Source organism: Streptomyces sp. NPDC003032, from assembly GCF_053591415.1.
The window spans coordinates 210,133-225,030 of record NZ_JBSFTT010000014.1 but is presented as its reverse complement, the minus strand read 5'-3'; the positions used below and the strand labels follow the sequence as shown (position 1 = coordinate 225,030).

General features: G+C 69.9%; 12 protein-coding genes and 2 pseudogenes. 3 read left to right on the top strand and 11 right to left on the bottom strand.

Annotation, left to right across the window (positions count from 1 at the left end; all coding sequences use genetic code 11):
• Positions 1 to 362: 362 nt before the first annotated feature.
• From ACWDZ7_RS21680 to ACWDZ7_RS21640, 9 genes and pseudogenes are all read right to left on the bottom strand, one after another.
• On the bottom strand, positions 363 to 1,148 hold the full coding sequence (locus ACWDZ7_RS21680) for a TetR/AcrR family transcriptional regulator (RefSeq protein WP_451798966.1): 786 nt from the start codon (positions 1,146 to 1,148) through the stop codon (positions 363 to 365).
• Positions 1,149 to 1,285: 137 nt separating this feature from the next.
• Positions 1,286 to 2,788 carry an MFS transporter gene (locus ACWDZ7_RS21675; RefSeq protein ID WP_451798964.1) on the bottom strand — a complete coding sequence of 501 codons (1,503 nt, stop codon included), beginning with the start codon at positions 2,786 to 2,788 and terminating at the stop codon, positions 1,286 to 1,288.
• Between the two features lie 246 nt (positions 2,789 to 3,034).
• On the bottom strand, positions 3,035 to 5,179 hold the full coding sequence (locus ACWDZ7_RS21670; protein ID WP_451798963.1) for a glycosyltransferase family 39 protein: 2,145 nt from the start codon (positions 5,177 to 5,179) through the stop codon (positions 3,035 to 3,037).
• The gene (locus ACWDZ7_RS21665; protein WP_451798962.1) at positions 5,179 to 6,522 is read right to left on the bottom strand and encodes a glycosyltransferase; all 1,344 of its coding nucleotides are present in this window, start codon (positions 6,520 to 6,522) and stop codon (positions 5,179 to 5,181) included. The genes ACWDZ7_RS21670 and ACWDZ7_RS21665 overlap by 1 nt, the downstream gene beginning before the upstream one ends.
• A gap of 175 nt (positions 6,523 to 6,697) precedes the next feature.
• A complete protein-coding gene (locus ACWDZ7_RS21660; RefSeq protein WP_451798961.1) occupies positions 6,698 to 8,359 on the bottom strand; it encodes a sensor histidine kinase in 1,662 nt (553 codons plus the stop codon).
• 110 nt (positions 8,360 to 8,469) lie between these two features.
• Positions 8,470 to 9,201, bottom strand: a pseudogene (locus tag ACWDZ7_RS21655) (response regulator transcription factor); the annotation flags it as partial.
• 158 nt (positions 9,202 to 9,359) lie between these two features.
• Positions 9,360 to 9,584 (bottom strand): annotated as a pseudogene (locus ACWDZ7_RS21650) (amidohydrolase family protein); the annotation flags it as partial.
• An 8-nt stretch (positions 9,585 to 9,592) separates the two neighbouring features.
• The gene (locus tag ACWDZ7_RS21645; protein WP_451798960.1) at positions 9,593 to 9,943 is read right to left on the bottom strand and encodes an antibiotic biosynthesis monooxygenase family protein; all 351 of its coding nucleotides are present in this window, start codon (positions 9,941 to 9,943) and stop codon (positions 9,593 to 9,595) included.
• A gap of 191 nt (positions 9,944 to 10,134) precedes the next feature.
• Positions 10,135 to 11,052, bottom strand: a complete 918-nt coding sequence (locus tag ACWDZ7_RS21640; RefSeq protein WP_451798958.1) for a DUF2797 domain-containing protein — start codon at positions 11,050 to 11,052, stop codon at positions 10,135 to 10,137.
• 356 nt (positions 11,053 to 11,408) lie between these two features.
• On the opposite strand from ACWDZ7_RS21640, the gene ACWDZ7_RS21635 reads away from it, so the two are divergent.
• Entirely contained in the window at positions 11,409 to 11,876 is a 468-nt protein-coding gene (locus ACWDZ7_RS21635; RefSeq protein WP_451798956.1) for a hypothetical protein, read from the top strand.
• A 32-nt stretch (positions 11,877 to 11,908) separates the two neighbouring features.
• Positions 11,909 to 12,310: a hypothetical protein gene (locus ACWDZ7_RS21630; protein WP_451798955.1), complete on the top strand. Its 402-nt coding sequence runs from the start codon at positions 11,909 to 11,911 to the stop codon at positions 12,308 to 12,310.
• 6 nt (positions 12,311 to 12,316) lie between these two features.
• On the opposite strand, the gene ACWDZ7_RS21625 is transcribed toward ACWDZ7_RS21630, so the two are convergent.
• Positions 12,317 to 12,898 (bottom strand): hypothetical protein, encoded by a 582-nt coding sequence (locus ACWDZ7_RS21625; RefSeq protein ID WP_451798953.1) that lies wholly within the window; start codon positions 12,896 to 12,898, stop codon positions 12,317 to 12,319.
• Between the two features lie 196 nt (positions 12,899 to 13,094).
• Entirely contained in the window at positions 13,095 to 13,325 is a 231-nt protein-coding gene (locus tag ACWDZ7_RS21620) for a hypothetical protein (RefSeq protein WP_451798951.1), read from the bottom strand.
• Between the two features lie 151 nt (positions 13,326 to 13,476).
• Between ACWDZ7_RS21620 and ACWDZ7_RS21615 the strand changes: the two genes are divergently transcribed.
• Positions 13,477 to 14,817, top strand: coding sequence for a tetratricopeptide repeat protein (locus ACWDZ7_RS21615; RefSeq protein WP_451798949.1), 1,341 nt, complete (start codon positions 13,477 to 13,479; stop codon positions 14,815 to 14,817).
• The last annotated feature ends 81 nt before the right edge of the window (positions 14,818 to 14,898 follow it).

The window sequence follows — 14,898 nt, the reverse complement described above, 5'->3', positions numbered from 1 at the left end:
TATGTGCGTGCTCGCCATCTTGGTGCGGGCGTTGATTTGCTGCTGGGCCAGTTGCCCTACTGTGCTCCGCTCGCACATACCCCCACGTCCCCTCGCGCGCGCTCGCGGCTGCGGGCCGTCACGGCTTCCCGACTCCCACGCCCACCTCAACAGCGCCGGGAGCCCCCGCCCGCCGCCACCGTGCGATCCCAGGCTCACCTCAACAGCGCGGGAGCTCCCCACCCGCCCGCGTTCCTACGCCCACCCCGCAACGCGGGGTAAACGGGCGGGTGGGTAGGAGATATCCGCCGCGGAGCGGCGGGACAGGGGCGCCCCGACGGCGGGAAGGCGAGAGACCACCCCCACCCAGGCGCCCACGCCAGCTACCCCGGAGGCCGCTCCCGGGTGAGGAGGGATTCGATGCCCGCGATCATTAGATCGAGGGCAATCGTGAAGTCCCGTTCCCACATTTCCTCGACCGTCGCCCCACCCCGCGCCGCCAACAACTCCTTCGCGCTCTCCATGATCCCGTGCGAGGCCAGCTCGACCCGGACCTTCCCGGTCGCCTCCTGGTAGTACTCGTCCTGGGTCATCCCCGCCTCGGCGCACCGCGCCATGTAGTGGCCCTCGATGGTCCCGAAGCCGTACACGAACTGGAAGACCGCCGAGATCGCCCCGTTCTGGGTATACGGGGACAGCCCCGTCTTCCGTACCGCCTGCTGGACCGCGACGGCGAACGCCAGCCAGTTCGGCCCGATGTTGAGGAACCTGCCGACCAGCGGCGAGACCCAGGGATGGCGGATCAGCAGAGAGCGGTACTCGTCGGCGAGGGCCCGCAGATGGTCCCGCCAGGACTCCGTGGACGTCTCCATGCCGGGCAGCCGCATCTCCCCGCAGACCGCGTCGAGGGCCAGCTCCAGGAGGTCGTCCTTGGTGTCCACGTACCAATAGACGGACATCGCCGTGACGTTCAGCTCGGCGGCGAGCCTGCGCATGGAGAACTTGGCGAGGCCCTCCGCGTCCAGGAGCCGGACCGAGGCCTCGGTGATGCGGTCCCGGTCGAGGCCGCTGGGCTGGTCGCCCTTGCGGCCGCCGCCGCGGGGCGCCTTGCCCTCCAGCCAGACACTCGTCCGCGCCGGGTTCTTCGTGCGGCCGGCTGCCTTGACCATGGCGCACCTTCCTGATCGGTCGTGGGCCTGGAGCGGTGTTGCTCCGGGGGTCCCCGTCCCCGGAGGGTGTCGCTCCGAGCGCGTGACAGGCAAGGCGGCGGTCCGGAAGTGAAGGGTCCGCCCCCTCCCCCACGATGCTATGCCGACGCCTTGCCCACGGAGTCCGCCCGCTCCGCCCTGCGCAGCAACGCCGCGGCCAGGACACCACCGAGGAACACCGCGGCCGCGCCCACCAGCTGACTCGTCTCAAGGCCCGAGGAGAACGCGTCGGCGATCCGCTCCCGCTCGCCCGACGACTTCGCCGCGGCCATGGCCGCCGGGAAGGACGCCGCGGAGACCGCCACGAGTGAGGCGAAGCGGGAGTTGAGGACCGCGCCGAGGACGGCGACGCCGAGGCCGTTGCCGAACTCGGCGAGCGTGCCGTTGACGCCCGCGCCCACGCCCGCCTTCTCCACCGGGATGGCGCTCATGATGGCGTTGGCCATGGCGGGCATGGCGAACGCGATGCCCGCGCCCATGATGACGAGCCCGGCGAGCATGCCGTTGTAGTTGTCGCCGCCGAGCAGCGCGATCACCGCGAGGCCCGCGGCGAGGGCGCTCATGCCGGACAGGATCGTCGCGGGCGTGCCCAGCTTGGCGTGCAGCTTGGCGCCGACGCCGGTGAGGTTCAGGGCCACGATGGTCACCGCGAGCGGCGCCGTCCGCAGGCCCGCCTCCAACGGCTCGTACCCGAGTACGAATTGGAGGTGCTGGGTGAGGAGGAAGAGGGAGCCGGCGAGGCCGAAGGCGACCAGGATGGCGCCCGCCACCGCGCCGATGAAACGCTGGTTGCGGAAGAAGTGCATGTCCAGCATCGGGTACGGGATGCGCAGCTCCCACAGGACGAACACGCCGAGGACCAGCACGCCGACGGCCGCGGAGACCAGTACCTGCGACGACGTCCAGCCGTGCTCGGGCCCGGAGATGATCGCGTAGACCACCGAGGCCATACCGATGGTCGAGAGCAGCGCGCCGAGCAGGTCGGGGCGGTCGCCCTGCCGGTTCTTCGACTCGGGCACCAGCTTGGCGACCGCGGCCAGGCCGATCAGCGCGACGGGGATGTTGATCAGGAAGATCGATCCCCACCAGAAGTGGTTCAGCATGAAGCCGCCGAGCAGCGGACCGGCCGCGAACCCGAGGGAGTTGATGGTCGACCAGAGGCCGATCGCCTTGACGCGCTCGGTGTCGTCGAAGATCTGCACCACGACCGCGAGCGTCGTGGTCATCAGGAGCGCACCGCCGACACCCATGCCCGCGCGGGCGGCGATGAGCTGTGCGGACGACTGCGCGAACGCCGCGACGAGCGAGCCGATACCGAAGAGCGCGAGGCCCGTTATGAGCATCTTCTTGCGGCCGTAGCGGTCTGCGGAGCTGCCCGCGGTGAGCAGCAGCCCCGACTGCACGAGCGAGTACGCGTTGATCATCCACTGGATGTCGGACGTCGACGCGTCCAGCTCCCGCGTGAGGGAGGGGATCGCGACGCTCAGGACGGTGTTGTCGAGCAGCACGGTGAGCTGGGCGAGGCAGATGACACCGAGGATCAGCCAGCGCTGCGGGTGCCGGGGTGGGGCGGCCGAGGTCTCGGCGGTCGTCGCCGTCATGCGGGCTCCTTCGGGGGTGGTGCGGGGGGTGGGGGGAGGTGCGGGGCGGGAGGTGCCGGGGGAGTGCGTGGTGCGGGGGCGGTGCGTGGGGTGCTGGTGGTGGTACTTGGCTGTAGAGCCTGTGCCTCGTACGTGGCTCTGCGGCCTCGTACATGGCTCTACGGTGTACGAGGCTTCCGCGACGTACACCGTAGAGCAGATCCCATACGCCGTACAAGACGGTTTCCCGCAGCCCCTCCGGAGCGGCTACTTCTTCGGCTGCGTCAGGTCGTAGAACGTCGCGTTGCCCACCGTCACCTTCTTGAAGGTCGACTCGACCCACGACGCGATTCCGGACGCGGTGCCGTCGCCGCCCGCGCCTCCCACGCCGCCCACGATGAAGTAGTGGATCTCGCCGTCCGCCACGTACCGCTTGAACCGCGCGAGCGTCGGCGACGGGTCGCTCCCGTTGAAGCCGCCGATCGCCATCACCGGGTCGCCGGTGGCCAGTTGGTAGCTCGCGGCGTTCTGCGAGCCGATGGCCGCCGCAGCCCAGGTGTAGTCACCGGCATCCGCCTCCACGAGCTTCTTGGCCCCGGCGGAGACCCGCGCACCGTCGAGCAGACCGCCCATGCCGCCGCCTTTGCCGTTCTCGCGGATCATGCCGCCGTCGGGGAACCCTCCGGTGCGGCCGTCTTGCGGGGGCACCGTCTGCCGGCCCTGCCCGGCGCCGCCTTTCGCCGGCCGCGTCGGGGGCTGCCCCGTGCCGCCGCCCTGACCCGCGTTCTGGCCCGGCTGCCGCGTCCCGGCGCCCGCACCGCCAGGGCCGCCACCGACCGGGCCACTGCCCGCTCCGCCGCCCGGCCCCATCCGCCCCGCCGAACCCGGTCCGGCCGTCACGATCGAACCGGTGTGCGAACTGCCGACCGTCGACAACGTGTACGCCACCGGCCCCGCCACGGACGCCGCGACACTCAGCCCCACCGTCGCGAGGGCGAGCCGCCGGCCCAGCCGCCCGGCGAACAGCAGGCCCGCCGCCCCCGCGATCCCGGCCACCAGCACCGCCCACCGCAGCCAGGGCAGGTGGTCAGGGGCGCGGCCGAGCAGGACGTACGCCCATACGACCGTGCCCGCGACCGTCGCGCCCAGCACCGCGCCCGCCCACCGCGAGGCCCGCTCCTCCCACAGGACCGTGGCGCCCATGCCGATGAGCGCCGCGATGTAGGGCGCGAGCGCCACCGTGTAGTACTGGTGGAAGATCCCCGCCATGAAGCTGAAGACCGCGGCCGTCATGAGCAGCGCGCCGCCCCAGGCCACGAACGCCCCCCGCGCGGTGTCCGTGCGCCGCGCCGAGCGCGTCAGGACGAGCCCGGCCATGAGCATGACCAGCGCGGCGGGCAGCAGCCACGCGACCTGACTGCCGACCTGGGCGTCGAACATCCGCCCGATGCCGGTCTCGCCCCACTGAGGCCCGCCGCCCCCGCCGCCACGGCCGCCACGGCCGCCCACGCTGCCGGTCTCCTCGCCGTTGATGCGGCCCAGACCGTTGTAGCCGAAGGTCAGCTCCAGGAAGGAGTTGTTCTGCGAGCCGCCGATGTACGGACGCGAGGACGCGGGCCACAGCTCCACGACGGCGACCCACCAGCCGCCGCAGACGACCGTCACGAGTCCGGACAGGGCGAGTTGGCCCAGGCGCCCGCGCAGCGGGACGGGCGCGCATACGGCGTACAGGACCGCCAGCGGCGGCAGGACCAGGAACGCCTGCAGCGTCTTTGTGAGGAAGGCGAGTCCCACGGCGACGCCCGCCCACACCAACCACTTGGTGCGCCCGTGCTCCAGCGCGCGCAGCACGCAGTAGACCGTGACGGTCATCAGGAGGGTGAGCAGCGCGTCCGGGTTGTTGAACCGGAACATCAGCGCGGCCACCGGCGTGAGCGCGAGCACCGCGCCCGCGATCAGCCCGGCGGCCGGGCTGAACCGCCGTCGCACGGCGGCGTACAGCACACCGACCGTGGCGACCCCCATCAGGACCTGCGGGACCAGTACCGCCCACGAGCCGAGGCCGAAGATCCGTACCGAGAGCGCCATCGGCCACAGGGCGGCCGGGGGCTTGTCGACGGTGATCGCGTTGCCCGCGTCGAGCGAGCCGAAGAAGAGGGCCTTCCAGCTCCGGCTGCCGGCCTGGACGGCGGCGGAGTAGAAGGAGTTGCCGTAGCCGGACGCGCTGAGGTTCCAGAGGTAAAGGGCGGCGGTGGCGAGCAGCAGTCCGAACAGCGCCGGGCGCGCCCAGCTGGGGTCGTCGGGCCGGCCGCGCCAGAGGCGGGCGGGCAGGGCGCCGCCACCTGACCATCGACGTGCGGCGTGGCCCGCCGCAAGGGGTGGCGTCGGCGTCGCGGAGGAGGTCGTCGTCATCATCGTGCGTTCCTCGGTTCGTCCGCGAGAGTGGGGGTGGGAGTGGGAGTGGGAGTGGGGGCGGAGGTGGGAGGCGTCGAAGCCGTCACCCCGGCTCCGGGTTCGCGGCGGTCCGGGAACACCCACGCCCGCAGCAGAAGGAACCGCAGCACCGTCGCCGCGAGGTTCGCCGCGATCAGGACCGCGAACTCCGTGGAGTGCGCCGGGGTGCCCGAGGCCGCGCCGAGCGCCGCCAGGGAACCGCTGGTGAGGGCGAGGCCGATGCCGAAGACGACGAGGCCCTGCGCCTGGTGACGGATCGCGCGCTCGCGGCCGCGTACTCCGAAGGTGAGCCTCCGGTTGGCCGCGGTGTTGGCGACGGCCGATACCAGCAGGGCGAGCGCGTTGGCGGCCTGCGACCCCGTGGACGTACGGAAGCCGCTGTAGAGCAGGAGGTAGCAGAGGGTCGAGAGGGCACCGACCACGCAGAAGCCGACGAGCTGGCGGGCGAGGCCGCCGGGTACGCCGCTCAGCTGCCGGTCACGCGGATCGTCCCCGAAGGGGCGCGCGAGCCGGTCCAGCGGAAGCGCGCCGACAGCGAGCGCCCGGCCCACACGCCACACGCCCTTGAGGTCGTCGGCGGCGGTCCGCACCAGGTGGACCGTGGAGTCCGGATCGTCCACCCAGTCGACGGGCACCTCGTGGATGCGGAGCCCGGCGCGCTCGGCGAGCACCAGCATCTCGGTGTCGAAGAACCACCCGGTGTCCTCCACGAGCGGCAGCAGCACCCGCGCCACATCGCCGCGGATCGCCTTGAACCCGCACTGGGCGTCGGAGAAACGGGCGTGCAGGGAGCCGCGAAGGATGAGGTTGTACGTACGTGAGATGAACTCCCGCTTGGGACCGCGCACCACCCGAGAGCCGCCCGCGAGCCGTGAACCGATCGCCAGGTCCGAGTGGCCCGAGATGAGCGGGGCGACCAGCGGGAGCAGCGCGTTGAGGTCGGTGGAGAGGTCGACGTCCATATAGGCGAGGACCGGCGCGTCGGAGGTGGACCAGACGGCGCGCAGCGCCCGTCCGCGCCCCTTCTGGTCGAGCCGGACGTGCCGCACTTCCCGCACGGCGTCGGCCAGTTCGGCGGCGAGTTGAGGGGTGCGGTCCGTCGAGGCGTTGTCGGCGACCGTGATGCGGAAGGGGTAGGGGAAGGTGCGGACGAGGTGGTCGTGCAACCGGAGAACGCACGGCCGGAGGTCCCCCTCCTCGTTGTAAACCGGGATCACGACGTCTAGGACGGGCACATCACGCCATGCGGCGGGCAGGTGCTCCCGCGACGGCAGAACGCCCGGGAGAGAGTCGATTCGCATGCGACCGACACTCGCCAAGTGGCCTGTCAGGGGTGTGTGGCGAGGCTATGGCTGGGCTGTGGACTGGGCTGTGAGTTTGGCTATGGGCTTGGCTTTGAGCTTGGCTTTGAGCTTGGCTTTGAGCTTGGCTTTGAGCTTGGCTATGGGCTTGGCTTTGAGCCTGGCTGCGCTCCGACTACGAGCCCTGCTGTGAGCTCGTCTGCGGGCCCGGCCCCGAGAAGGAGATCTCCTTTTCCGGCGCCGCCGGGAGTTCAACGGCGAACACCGTCCGCCCCGACACACTCTCGACGGTCACCGTGCCACCGTGCGCGGTCACGATCGCACGTACGAGGGCCAGGCCGAGGCCCGTCGAGCCCGCGTGGCGGGAGCGGGAGGCGTCGCCGCGGGCGAAGCGTTCGAAGACCGAGGGCAGGAGGGCGGCCGGGATGCCCGGGCCGTCGTCCTGGACCTCCAGGCGGACGCGGGGCCCCTCCCGACGCACCCGGGCCGTGACCGTCGTACCCGGCGGAGTATGGGTGCGGGCGTTCCCGAGGAGGTTGACGACGACCTGGTGGAGCCGGTCGGTGTCGGCGCGGACCAGCGCGGGCTCATCGGGCCCGGGCAGTTCGAGCCGCCAGTGATGGCCGGGCCCGGCAGCGCGGGCGTCGCCGACGGCGTCGACGACGAGCGGCGCTAGATCACTGCTCCGGTACGTCTGCGGACGTACACTCCCGCCTCCCGCCAGCCCCGCAGGCCGCGAGAGCCCAGCAAGCGCTGCACGCCCCTCGCGCCCCGCGAGCCCCGCACTCTCCTGCCGCTCGGCATCGAGCCGCGCGAGCAGCAGCAGATCCTCGACCAGCCCCGTCATCCGCTCGGCCTCGGACTCGATCCGCCTGAGCGCGTGCCGCGTGTCGGGCCCGGTGGACTCCCTCCCCCGACGCGTCAGTTCGGCGTAACCGCGGATGGAGGCAAGCGGCGTCCGCAGCTCGTGGCTGGCGTCCGCGACGAACTGGCGTACGCGCGTCTCGCTCTGCTGGCGGGCGTCGAGCGCCGAGTGGACATGGTCGAGCATGCGGTTGAGCGCGGCGCCCACCTGCCCGACCTCGGTGCGCGGATCGGCGTCGGGGGCACGCTCGTACAGCGCCACCTCGCCGCTGTGCAGGGGCAGTTCCGATACGCGCGTCGCCGTGCCGGCGATCCTGCGCAGCGGGCGCAGCGCCACGCCGACCATCACCGCGCCGGCGAGCGAGGCCGCGACCAGGCCCGCCGCGGTGACGCTGACCTCGACGACGATCAGGGTGTTGAGAGTGTTACGCACCTTGGTGGTCGGGATCCCGACGAGGAAGGCGCCGTTCTCCCCGGTCGTGTACGTCACGCGGTACTCACCGAGCCCGGGGATATCGACGGTGTGCGAGTGCCCATCCCTCGGCACAGAGGCGAGCGCGTCCACCTGGTCCTCGTCCAGGGACGTCGCGACCGGCAGCGCACTGCCGGTGCCACTGCGCGGCTCGGCACTGACCAGGGCGCGCCCCACGGAATCGCCGTTCACCTCGGCGCCCAGGGTGCCGATCTCCTGCGGCCCCCGCGTGACGAACTCCAACGGATCGCCTTGCGGCCGACTGCCACGCCCTGGCAGAACTGGCGCCCGCTCGCCGCCGGGCCCTCCCGAGGGAACCGCCGCCCGCTTCGCGACCTCGCCGAGCGCGCCGTCCAACTGTGCGTACAGATGCGACTGCAGGGCGATGGTGGTGACGGTACCGATCACCGCGCACACGACGGCGATCAGCGCGACGGCGGACAGCACGAGCCGCGTACGGAGCGTGCGCGCCCGGGTCCGCCGCCGGACGCCACGTCTCACGAGGACGAGGGTGAGGGTGAGTGCGAGTGTGAGGGTGAGGGTGAGGGCGAGGACGAGCGCGAAGACACGGGTGACGGCGAGGGCGAAGGCACGGGCGAGGGCACGGGCACCGCGGACTTGATGAGATACCCGGCCCCGCGCCGCGTATGGATCATCGGTTCCCGCCCGGCATCGATCTTCCTCCGCAGATACGAGATGTAGAGCTCGACGACGTTGGCCTGCCCCCCGAAGTCGTAGTTCCAGACCCGGTCGAGGATCTGCGCCTTACTGAGCACGCGCCGCGGATTACGCATGAGGAACCGCAGCAGCTCGAACTCCGTGGCCGTCAGATGGATCGAGTCCCCGCCGCGCGTCACCTCGTGACTGTCCTCGTCCAGCGTGAGGTCCCCCACCACCAGGGTGGATTCGCTGCGCTTGTCCGCGGCCCCGGCCCGCCGGATGAGCCCGCGCAGCCGCGCGACCACTTCCTCCAGACTGAAGGGCTTGGTGACGTAGTCGTCGCCACCGGCGGTGAGCCCGGCGATACGGTCCTCCACCGCGTCCTTCGCGGTCAGGAACAGCACGGGCACGTCCGGCATCTCCCGGCGCAGCCTGCCGAGCAGGGAGAGACCGTCCATGTCGGGCAGCATCATGTCCAGCACCACGGCGTCGGGCCGGAACGCGCGCGCCACCCGCACCGCGCCCGCGCCGTCCCCCGCGCTGCGTATCTGCCAGCCCTCGTACCGCAGGGCCATGGACATCAGATCGGTGAGCGACGCCTCGTCGTCCACCACGAGTACGCGGACGGGGCTCCCGTCCGGCCTGAGCAGTTCGGTACGCGCCTGGGGCGAGATCGTGGTCATGCCACACAGCCTGGGCCGCGCCCCTGAGAGCACTCTTGCGCGAACCTGTGAATTCCCTGAGAAAGGCGGGCCCTCAGCAGACCCCCGAAGAGCCGGGCCTCATTCCCATAGAGCCCCCCCGCAGCCACTCTCTCCCCCCCCCCCGCTGAAGTCGGTGAAGCCATGGTCGTGTCGAGGCGCACCTCCTCGTACCGCTCGGCCGGCGCCAGGAACTCGGCGTACTCGGGCATGCCCATGAGCGCCACGACGAGCCGCAGCCGCGGATGCCGCGCGAGCAGCCGCGCCACCGCCGCGGGCCCGGTGTGCTTGCCGGGCTCGGGCCCGGACCCGGACCCGGAGTGCGTCACCACCGGAAGCCCCGCATCCGCAAGGAGCCCCCACACCACCCCCTCTAACCACGCGCAACGCCGTGGCTGTGGCTCCGCTCGACCTTGGCGACGTGGAGAACGTACGACTCGTACCACTCCTCACGCCCGCGCCGCTGCGCCGTGCGGTGCTCGGGATGGCCCTGCCAGGCCTTGATGGCGTCCTCGTCACGGAAGTACCCGACGGTGATGCCGAGCCCGCCCGGCGTCCGCGCGGACTCCACCCCGAGGAAGCCCGGCACGGCGGCGACCAACTCGTCCATGCGCTCGGCGGTCTCGCCATACCCCCGGTCGCCCTCGGTGCGCACCGAGCTGAACACGACAACGTAATAAGGCGGTTCGAACGGCCCGACCGGCCCCGCCACAAGATCACTCATCCTCCCACCCTCAAACCCCCACCCCCCGGTGTCCACCCCTGCTCCCCACTCCTTGCCCTCAGGTCACCAACCCTTGACCCTCCGGTCAGCAAACAAGCCACCCACTGCCATCACCCGAACCCGAATCCGAACGACAGCCAAGCCATGCCCCCAAGGCCCCACCGGGGAGACCCCGCCAGAAGACCCCACAGTCAGAAGAGCCCACCCTGCTCACCAGCACCAGCACGGGCGTCAGCACGGGCACCGGCACCCACCCCCACCCCCTGAACCGGCACAGTCACCCCCGCCCCCACATCGGCCCCCGCCAACTGCCACCCCACAAGCACCCGCGTATCAACGACAAGCACACCCCCGCCCCGGTCCCCGTCCCCGCCCGCGACCTCCAGATGCAGATCAGGCCCGGCCGCAGCAACAAGCCGCCCCGCGACCACCCCACCATCAACCACTTCCCGCACAACCCCCTGAACGACCCCGTCCGCCGCCGCCCCCAGCCCAAACGCCCCCGAGTGATCGACCGCCAAGAACTCCACTCGCTCCAACGTCTCGGCCCACCCCTCCAAGACGACGGCCCGCCGATAAAGCCCCTCCAACTCCCCCACCCGCTCGTCCCACCCGGGCAGCTCCCCCCGCACCGCACGCTTACGCGCATAAGGCACCCGATCCGGCACCCCGAGCGCGCCCCGCAGCAACTCCTCCGTACGCCGAGCCGCCATCAACGGCCCGCGCCCCAGCCAGCAGAACGCCACGGCTCCCTGCTCCAGGAGTCGCGCCGCACCCCGCTCCTCCGCCGTGATCCCGACCTTGACCAGCCCGGCCCCGAACCACGCGAGATACACCCGATACGTACGCGGATCATCCGGCACCCCGTCCGCCGCCACGGAGAACGCCCGGTCGAGCCGCGCGCACTCAGGGCACCGCGCCTGCGTGGCCCGCGCCGGCACCACGGCCCGCAGAGGGCAAAGGTTCCCGCGCGCCCCCACGCACCGCCGCTCACCGACGGCCCGGAACCCGATCGCCCGCCCATACGCGAGCGCACTGCTCCTCCCACCGTCCCACCGCAACACGGGCCCCCCACCCGGCCACCCGAGCCCCGCGCAACGCCACTCCATAGCCGTACTCCTTCCAGATGGAAGCCCCGCCAAGAACCACGATGCCGCACGCCACTGACATCGGGGCGTACACCCCCGGGAACGCAAGAGGCCCCCGGATGATCTCCGGAAGCCTCTCAGCTATGTGCACTCGGCAGGATTCGAACCTGCAACCTTCTGATCCGTAGGTTGGGGCGATGGCCTGAGAGAGGGCCCGTTCGCCTCCTAGCTTGGGCGCTACGTTCGCGCTCACGAGCCCGTGTGTGCCGTCGTTGCCGTCATCTCCAAACGATCATTGACCGTCCCGCCTGCGCCATCTACGGAGAACCCGCACCAGTTCCGAACACTTCTTTGAGAAGGTTTTCAAAGATGACCTAGTGAACCAAGTACGTGCAGGCATCGCTGACCCCTCTTTCTCGGCTCGCCGCGCGAAGGACATTCAGGGCATCATCCAGATCGCCAACAAGACTCAGCGCCGAGTGAGGGACGAAGGCGGAGTGAATGAGCAGCGAGCACTGCACCTAGTACTCGATCGCTTCGTTGCCGTGCCTCGACTCATTTCCGACCTCGACGCTTACAACAACACCTTGGTCGACTATTACGCAAACAGTACCGATGTGTTTGCTGGCGCCAGCAAGGTAGATCTGCGGATGGCCGACGAAGAGAAGGTGTGCGCTGCCGCAGCAAAGAGAATCTATAAAATAAGGAATGCCCTGGTTCACGCAAAAGAAGGTGAGCTGCCGAAGTACGCCCCTTTCGCGCATGATGAAAAACTGTCGCGCGAGATCCCACTGATGCGCTTTACGGCCGAACAGATCATCATTGCACACGGCAAGGTTTTCTAGAATTAAACTGTGCACCACGCTACTCTCTGCGCATGGTTGAGGCTTTCGTCTCCGGTGACGGCCACCGCGCGTGCGGCATCTGTCCGTCCCGCCGTTTCCCACTCGGTGAATTCGACGTGGCCGAGCGGCCGTCTCGCGAGTGCCCCTTCAATCCCGAGGACGGCCACAGGTACACCCTGCGTGGCGTGCCTGTCTGCGTGCACCCGGAGAAGGTGGGGCTACCGCCCGCGCCGTACAAGACGGACGGTGTCGCCCTGCTGGCAGACGTCGCGCTGCCCGATGACGTCGCCGAACTCGATGGATATCTGCGTGAGTTGGTGCACGGCGCAGCCCCTGGTGCGCTTGAGTTCCTGATCGACCTGGCGGACCGTGAGATCCGGCGGGCCTTCCCAGAGGTTGACGCGACCCTGGCACTGCGCCGTGCCTTCAACTAGACCCCGCTAGCCGGCCATGGGGAAGCCGGGGGCGAAACGACGGCCACCATCGAGGATGCCGAGCGGCTCGTACTTGGCCGCGACGATGGCCTTGCGCCTGGCGGTCTCGTCCTTGTCGAACCAGTAGCGCTCGTTCATCGGCCCCCACGCCGCGCGGTACACCTGGTGGGTGTAGTCGCCGTGGTCCCATGCGCCGATGGCTTCGCGGTCCGTGGCGTGCACGAACTTGATCCCGGTGCGGGTCTGGATGCGGCAGAGCACGGTGAACTGAGCGGCGAGTGCGTGGACCATCTCGTCCACGGGGACTGCTACGGGGATCTCGGCGGCCTCCTCGTCGTCCGTCATCTCATAGATGGCCGACTTGATGGCCATGGCGCGCATGGCCTCGGGGAACAAGGGCTCGGTGTCCTTCGCGACATCGAACCCGTCCACCAGGGCGTAGCCCATGAAGCACTGCCAGTCTTCGTCGTACTTGGCACACGCGGTGCGCAAGCGGTCGAACTCCCGATCACCCTCGACGATCGCGAGGATCTCGCGGGCTCGCCGAGCCGCGACCTCCGGGGCGGGCCGTACTAGCGTTGCGGACACTGCTGCACTCTCCTTCGTTGGTTGGTGCATCGGTGGACCCGTCCGACTGCCAACCGCCGTCACGCAACGGCAGTCGGGCGGGAGTTCATGGGGTGGTCGGGCCTGTGGCAGTCATGCCGAGCACGAACCCGGCCGATGCCGGGATGTCGATGATCAGGAGCGCTCCGGCGTAGCTGGTCACACGCGGCCAACCGGCTCACGACTGCTCGCCCGAACTGCGGTCGTCGGCCTCACCGGCGCTTACCCCGTGCCCGTCGTCGGCGGCCTCTTGGGCCTGGGCGGCACGGTGCTGGGGGCACTGGCACGGCGGGTATTTCATGGATCCAGGGGGCAGCTCGTACGCATCCAAGCTGTCGACCTTCAGCACGCCATCGGTGCCCTGTTCCTCGGTCATCCGGGCAAGCTCTGCCCGCGCTTCGCTTCTCATGGCTCAGCCCCTCGGGGGATGTCTGTGGCGAGCGGTTCGCCGATCTTTCGTGTGCTCTACGCAACCGCGCGACCACGCACGGCGGTACCGTTGCAGCACCCTCAGGACTTGAAAGCCTTGAAACGCGCAAGAGCGTGGGGAGTTGAGAGCTATGGCGAAGCGCGAACCGAACACAGCGCTCGGCCACCTGCTCGCCGAGAGCCGTTGGACGTACCGCCAGTTCGCACGAGCCGTGAACCGCATAGGTACGGAAACCCGCACGCCCCTGCGCTACGACGAATCGGCCGTGAGCCACTGGCTTGGCGGCACCGTTCCGCGCGATGCCGTGCGGAGCTGCCTCCTCGAAGCCTTCTCCCGTCGGCTCGGCCGTCCGGTCACGCATGCTGAAGCGGGCCTGCCCGTTCCCCTCGATCACTCCCCCTCGTCCACGGATACCGTGGAAGGACTGATCGACCTGGGGAGGCAAGATATGGACCCGTCCCGCCGCAGAGTCCTCGGTGCGGGCCTGTTCTCGGTCGCCTTGACGATCCCCGGTTGGCCCGACGTGATCGGGCGTGCTGAGGCTGTGCAGTCCGGTCGCACATCGCGCATCGGCATGAACGAAGTGGACATGGTCATAGCGATGACCGAGCGGGTCTCAGAGCTGGACGACCAATTCGGGGGACGTCATGCACGCCCAATGGCGGCGTCCTTCATGGTCAACACAGTTGCCTCGTACCTGCGTGCCGATGCTCCCGAGGATGTCCGGCAAGCCATGCAGTCCGCCGCCTCGGATCTGCTGTACCTGACGGGCTACATGGCCGTGGACGAAGGGCTCCACGGGCTCGCACAGCGCTACTACGTCAAGGCCCTGGAACTGGCCGGGGCGGCGGAGGATCACCTCACGTACTGCACGACCTTGCGTGGCATGAGCGTGCAGGCGGTCGATCTACGCCATGGGTCCAAAGCCATGGAGCTGGCGGACGCTGCTGCCGCAGCATCCCCGAAGGCGGGACCTCGGATGCGGGCCTTCCTCGCCGGGCAACAAGCGCACACGGCGGCGCAGACAGGCGACCGTGCGAGCGCACTCCGGTACATCCGGGAGGCAGAGGCGGCCATGGACCGTGCCGAGTCGCGTGGCAGGGCATTCGGCTCGTACGACCCGTCGTCGCTCAACTACCACGTCAGTCAGGTGCGTTACGAGCTCAGCGACCAAGCCGGTGCAGTAGAAGCCATGCAACAGGCGGACCAAATGCGCCAGAGCGTCTATAGGCGCACGCGGGTACTTAGGCGCGGCCTTCTGGCTGAAAGGCAGCTGGAGATAGGGCACTTGGAGGCAGCCTGCGCCACCTGGCACCAGGCCCTCGACGACTACCCCATGGTTCAGTCCGGACGGGCCGACGACCGCGTGAAAGCGATGTTCGGCCTCATCCGCCCCCATCTGCGGAACGCGTCGGCCCGTGATCTGTACGACCGCGCACGGACGATCGCGCCTCCGGCATTGGTCAGTTGATCTGTCGTGCTCAGCCTGATGAATGGCGCGTTGCCCCACGCGGCCGGCGCTCACGGCTTTGGCCGGTGTCCCGCCCGGGTT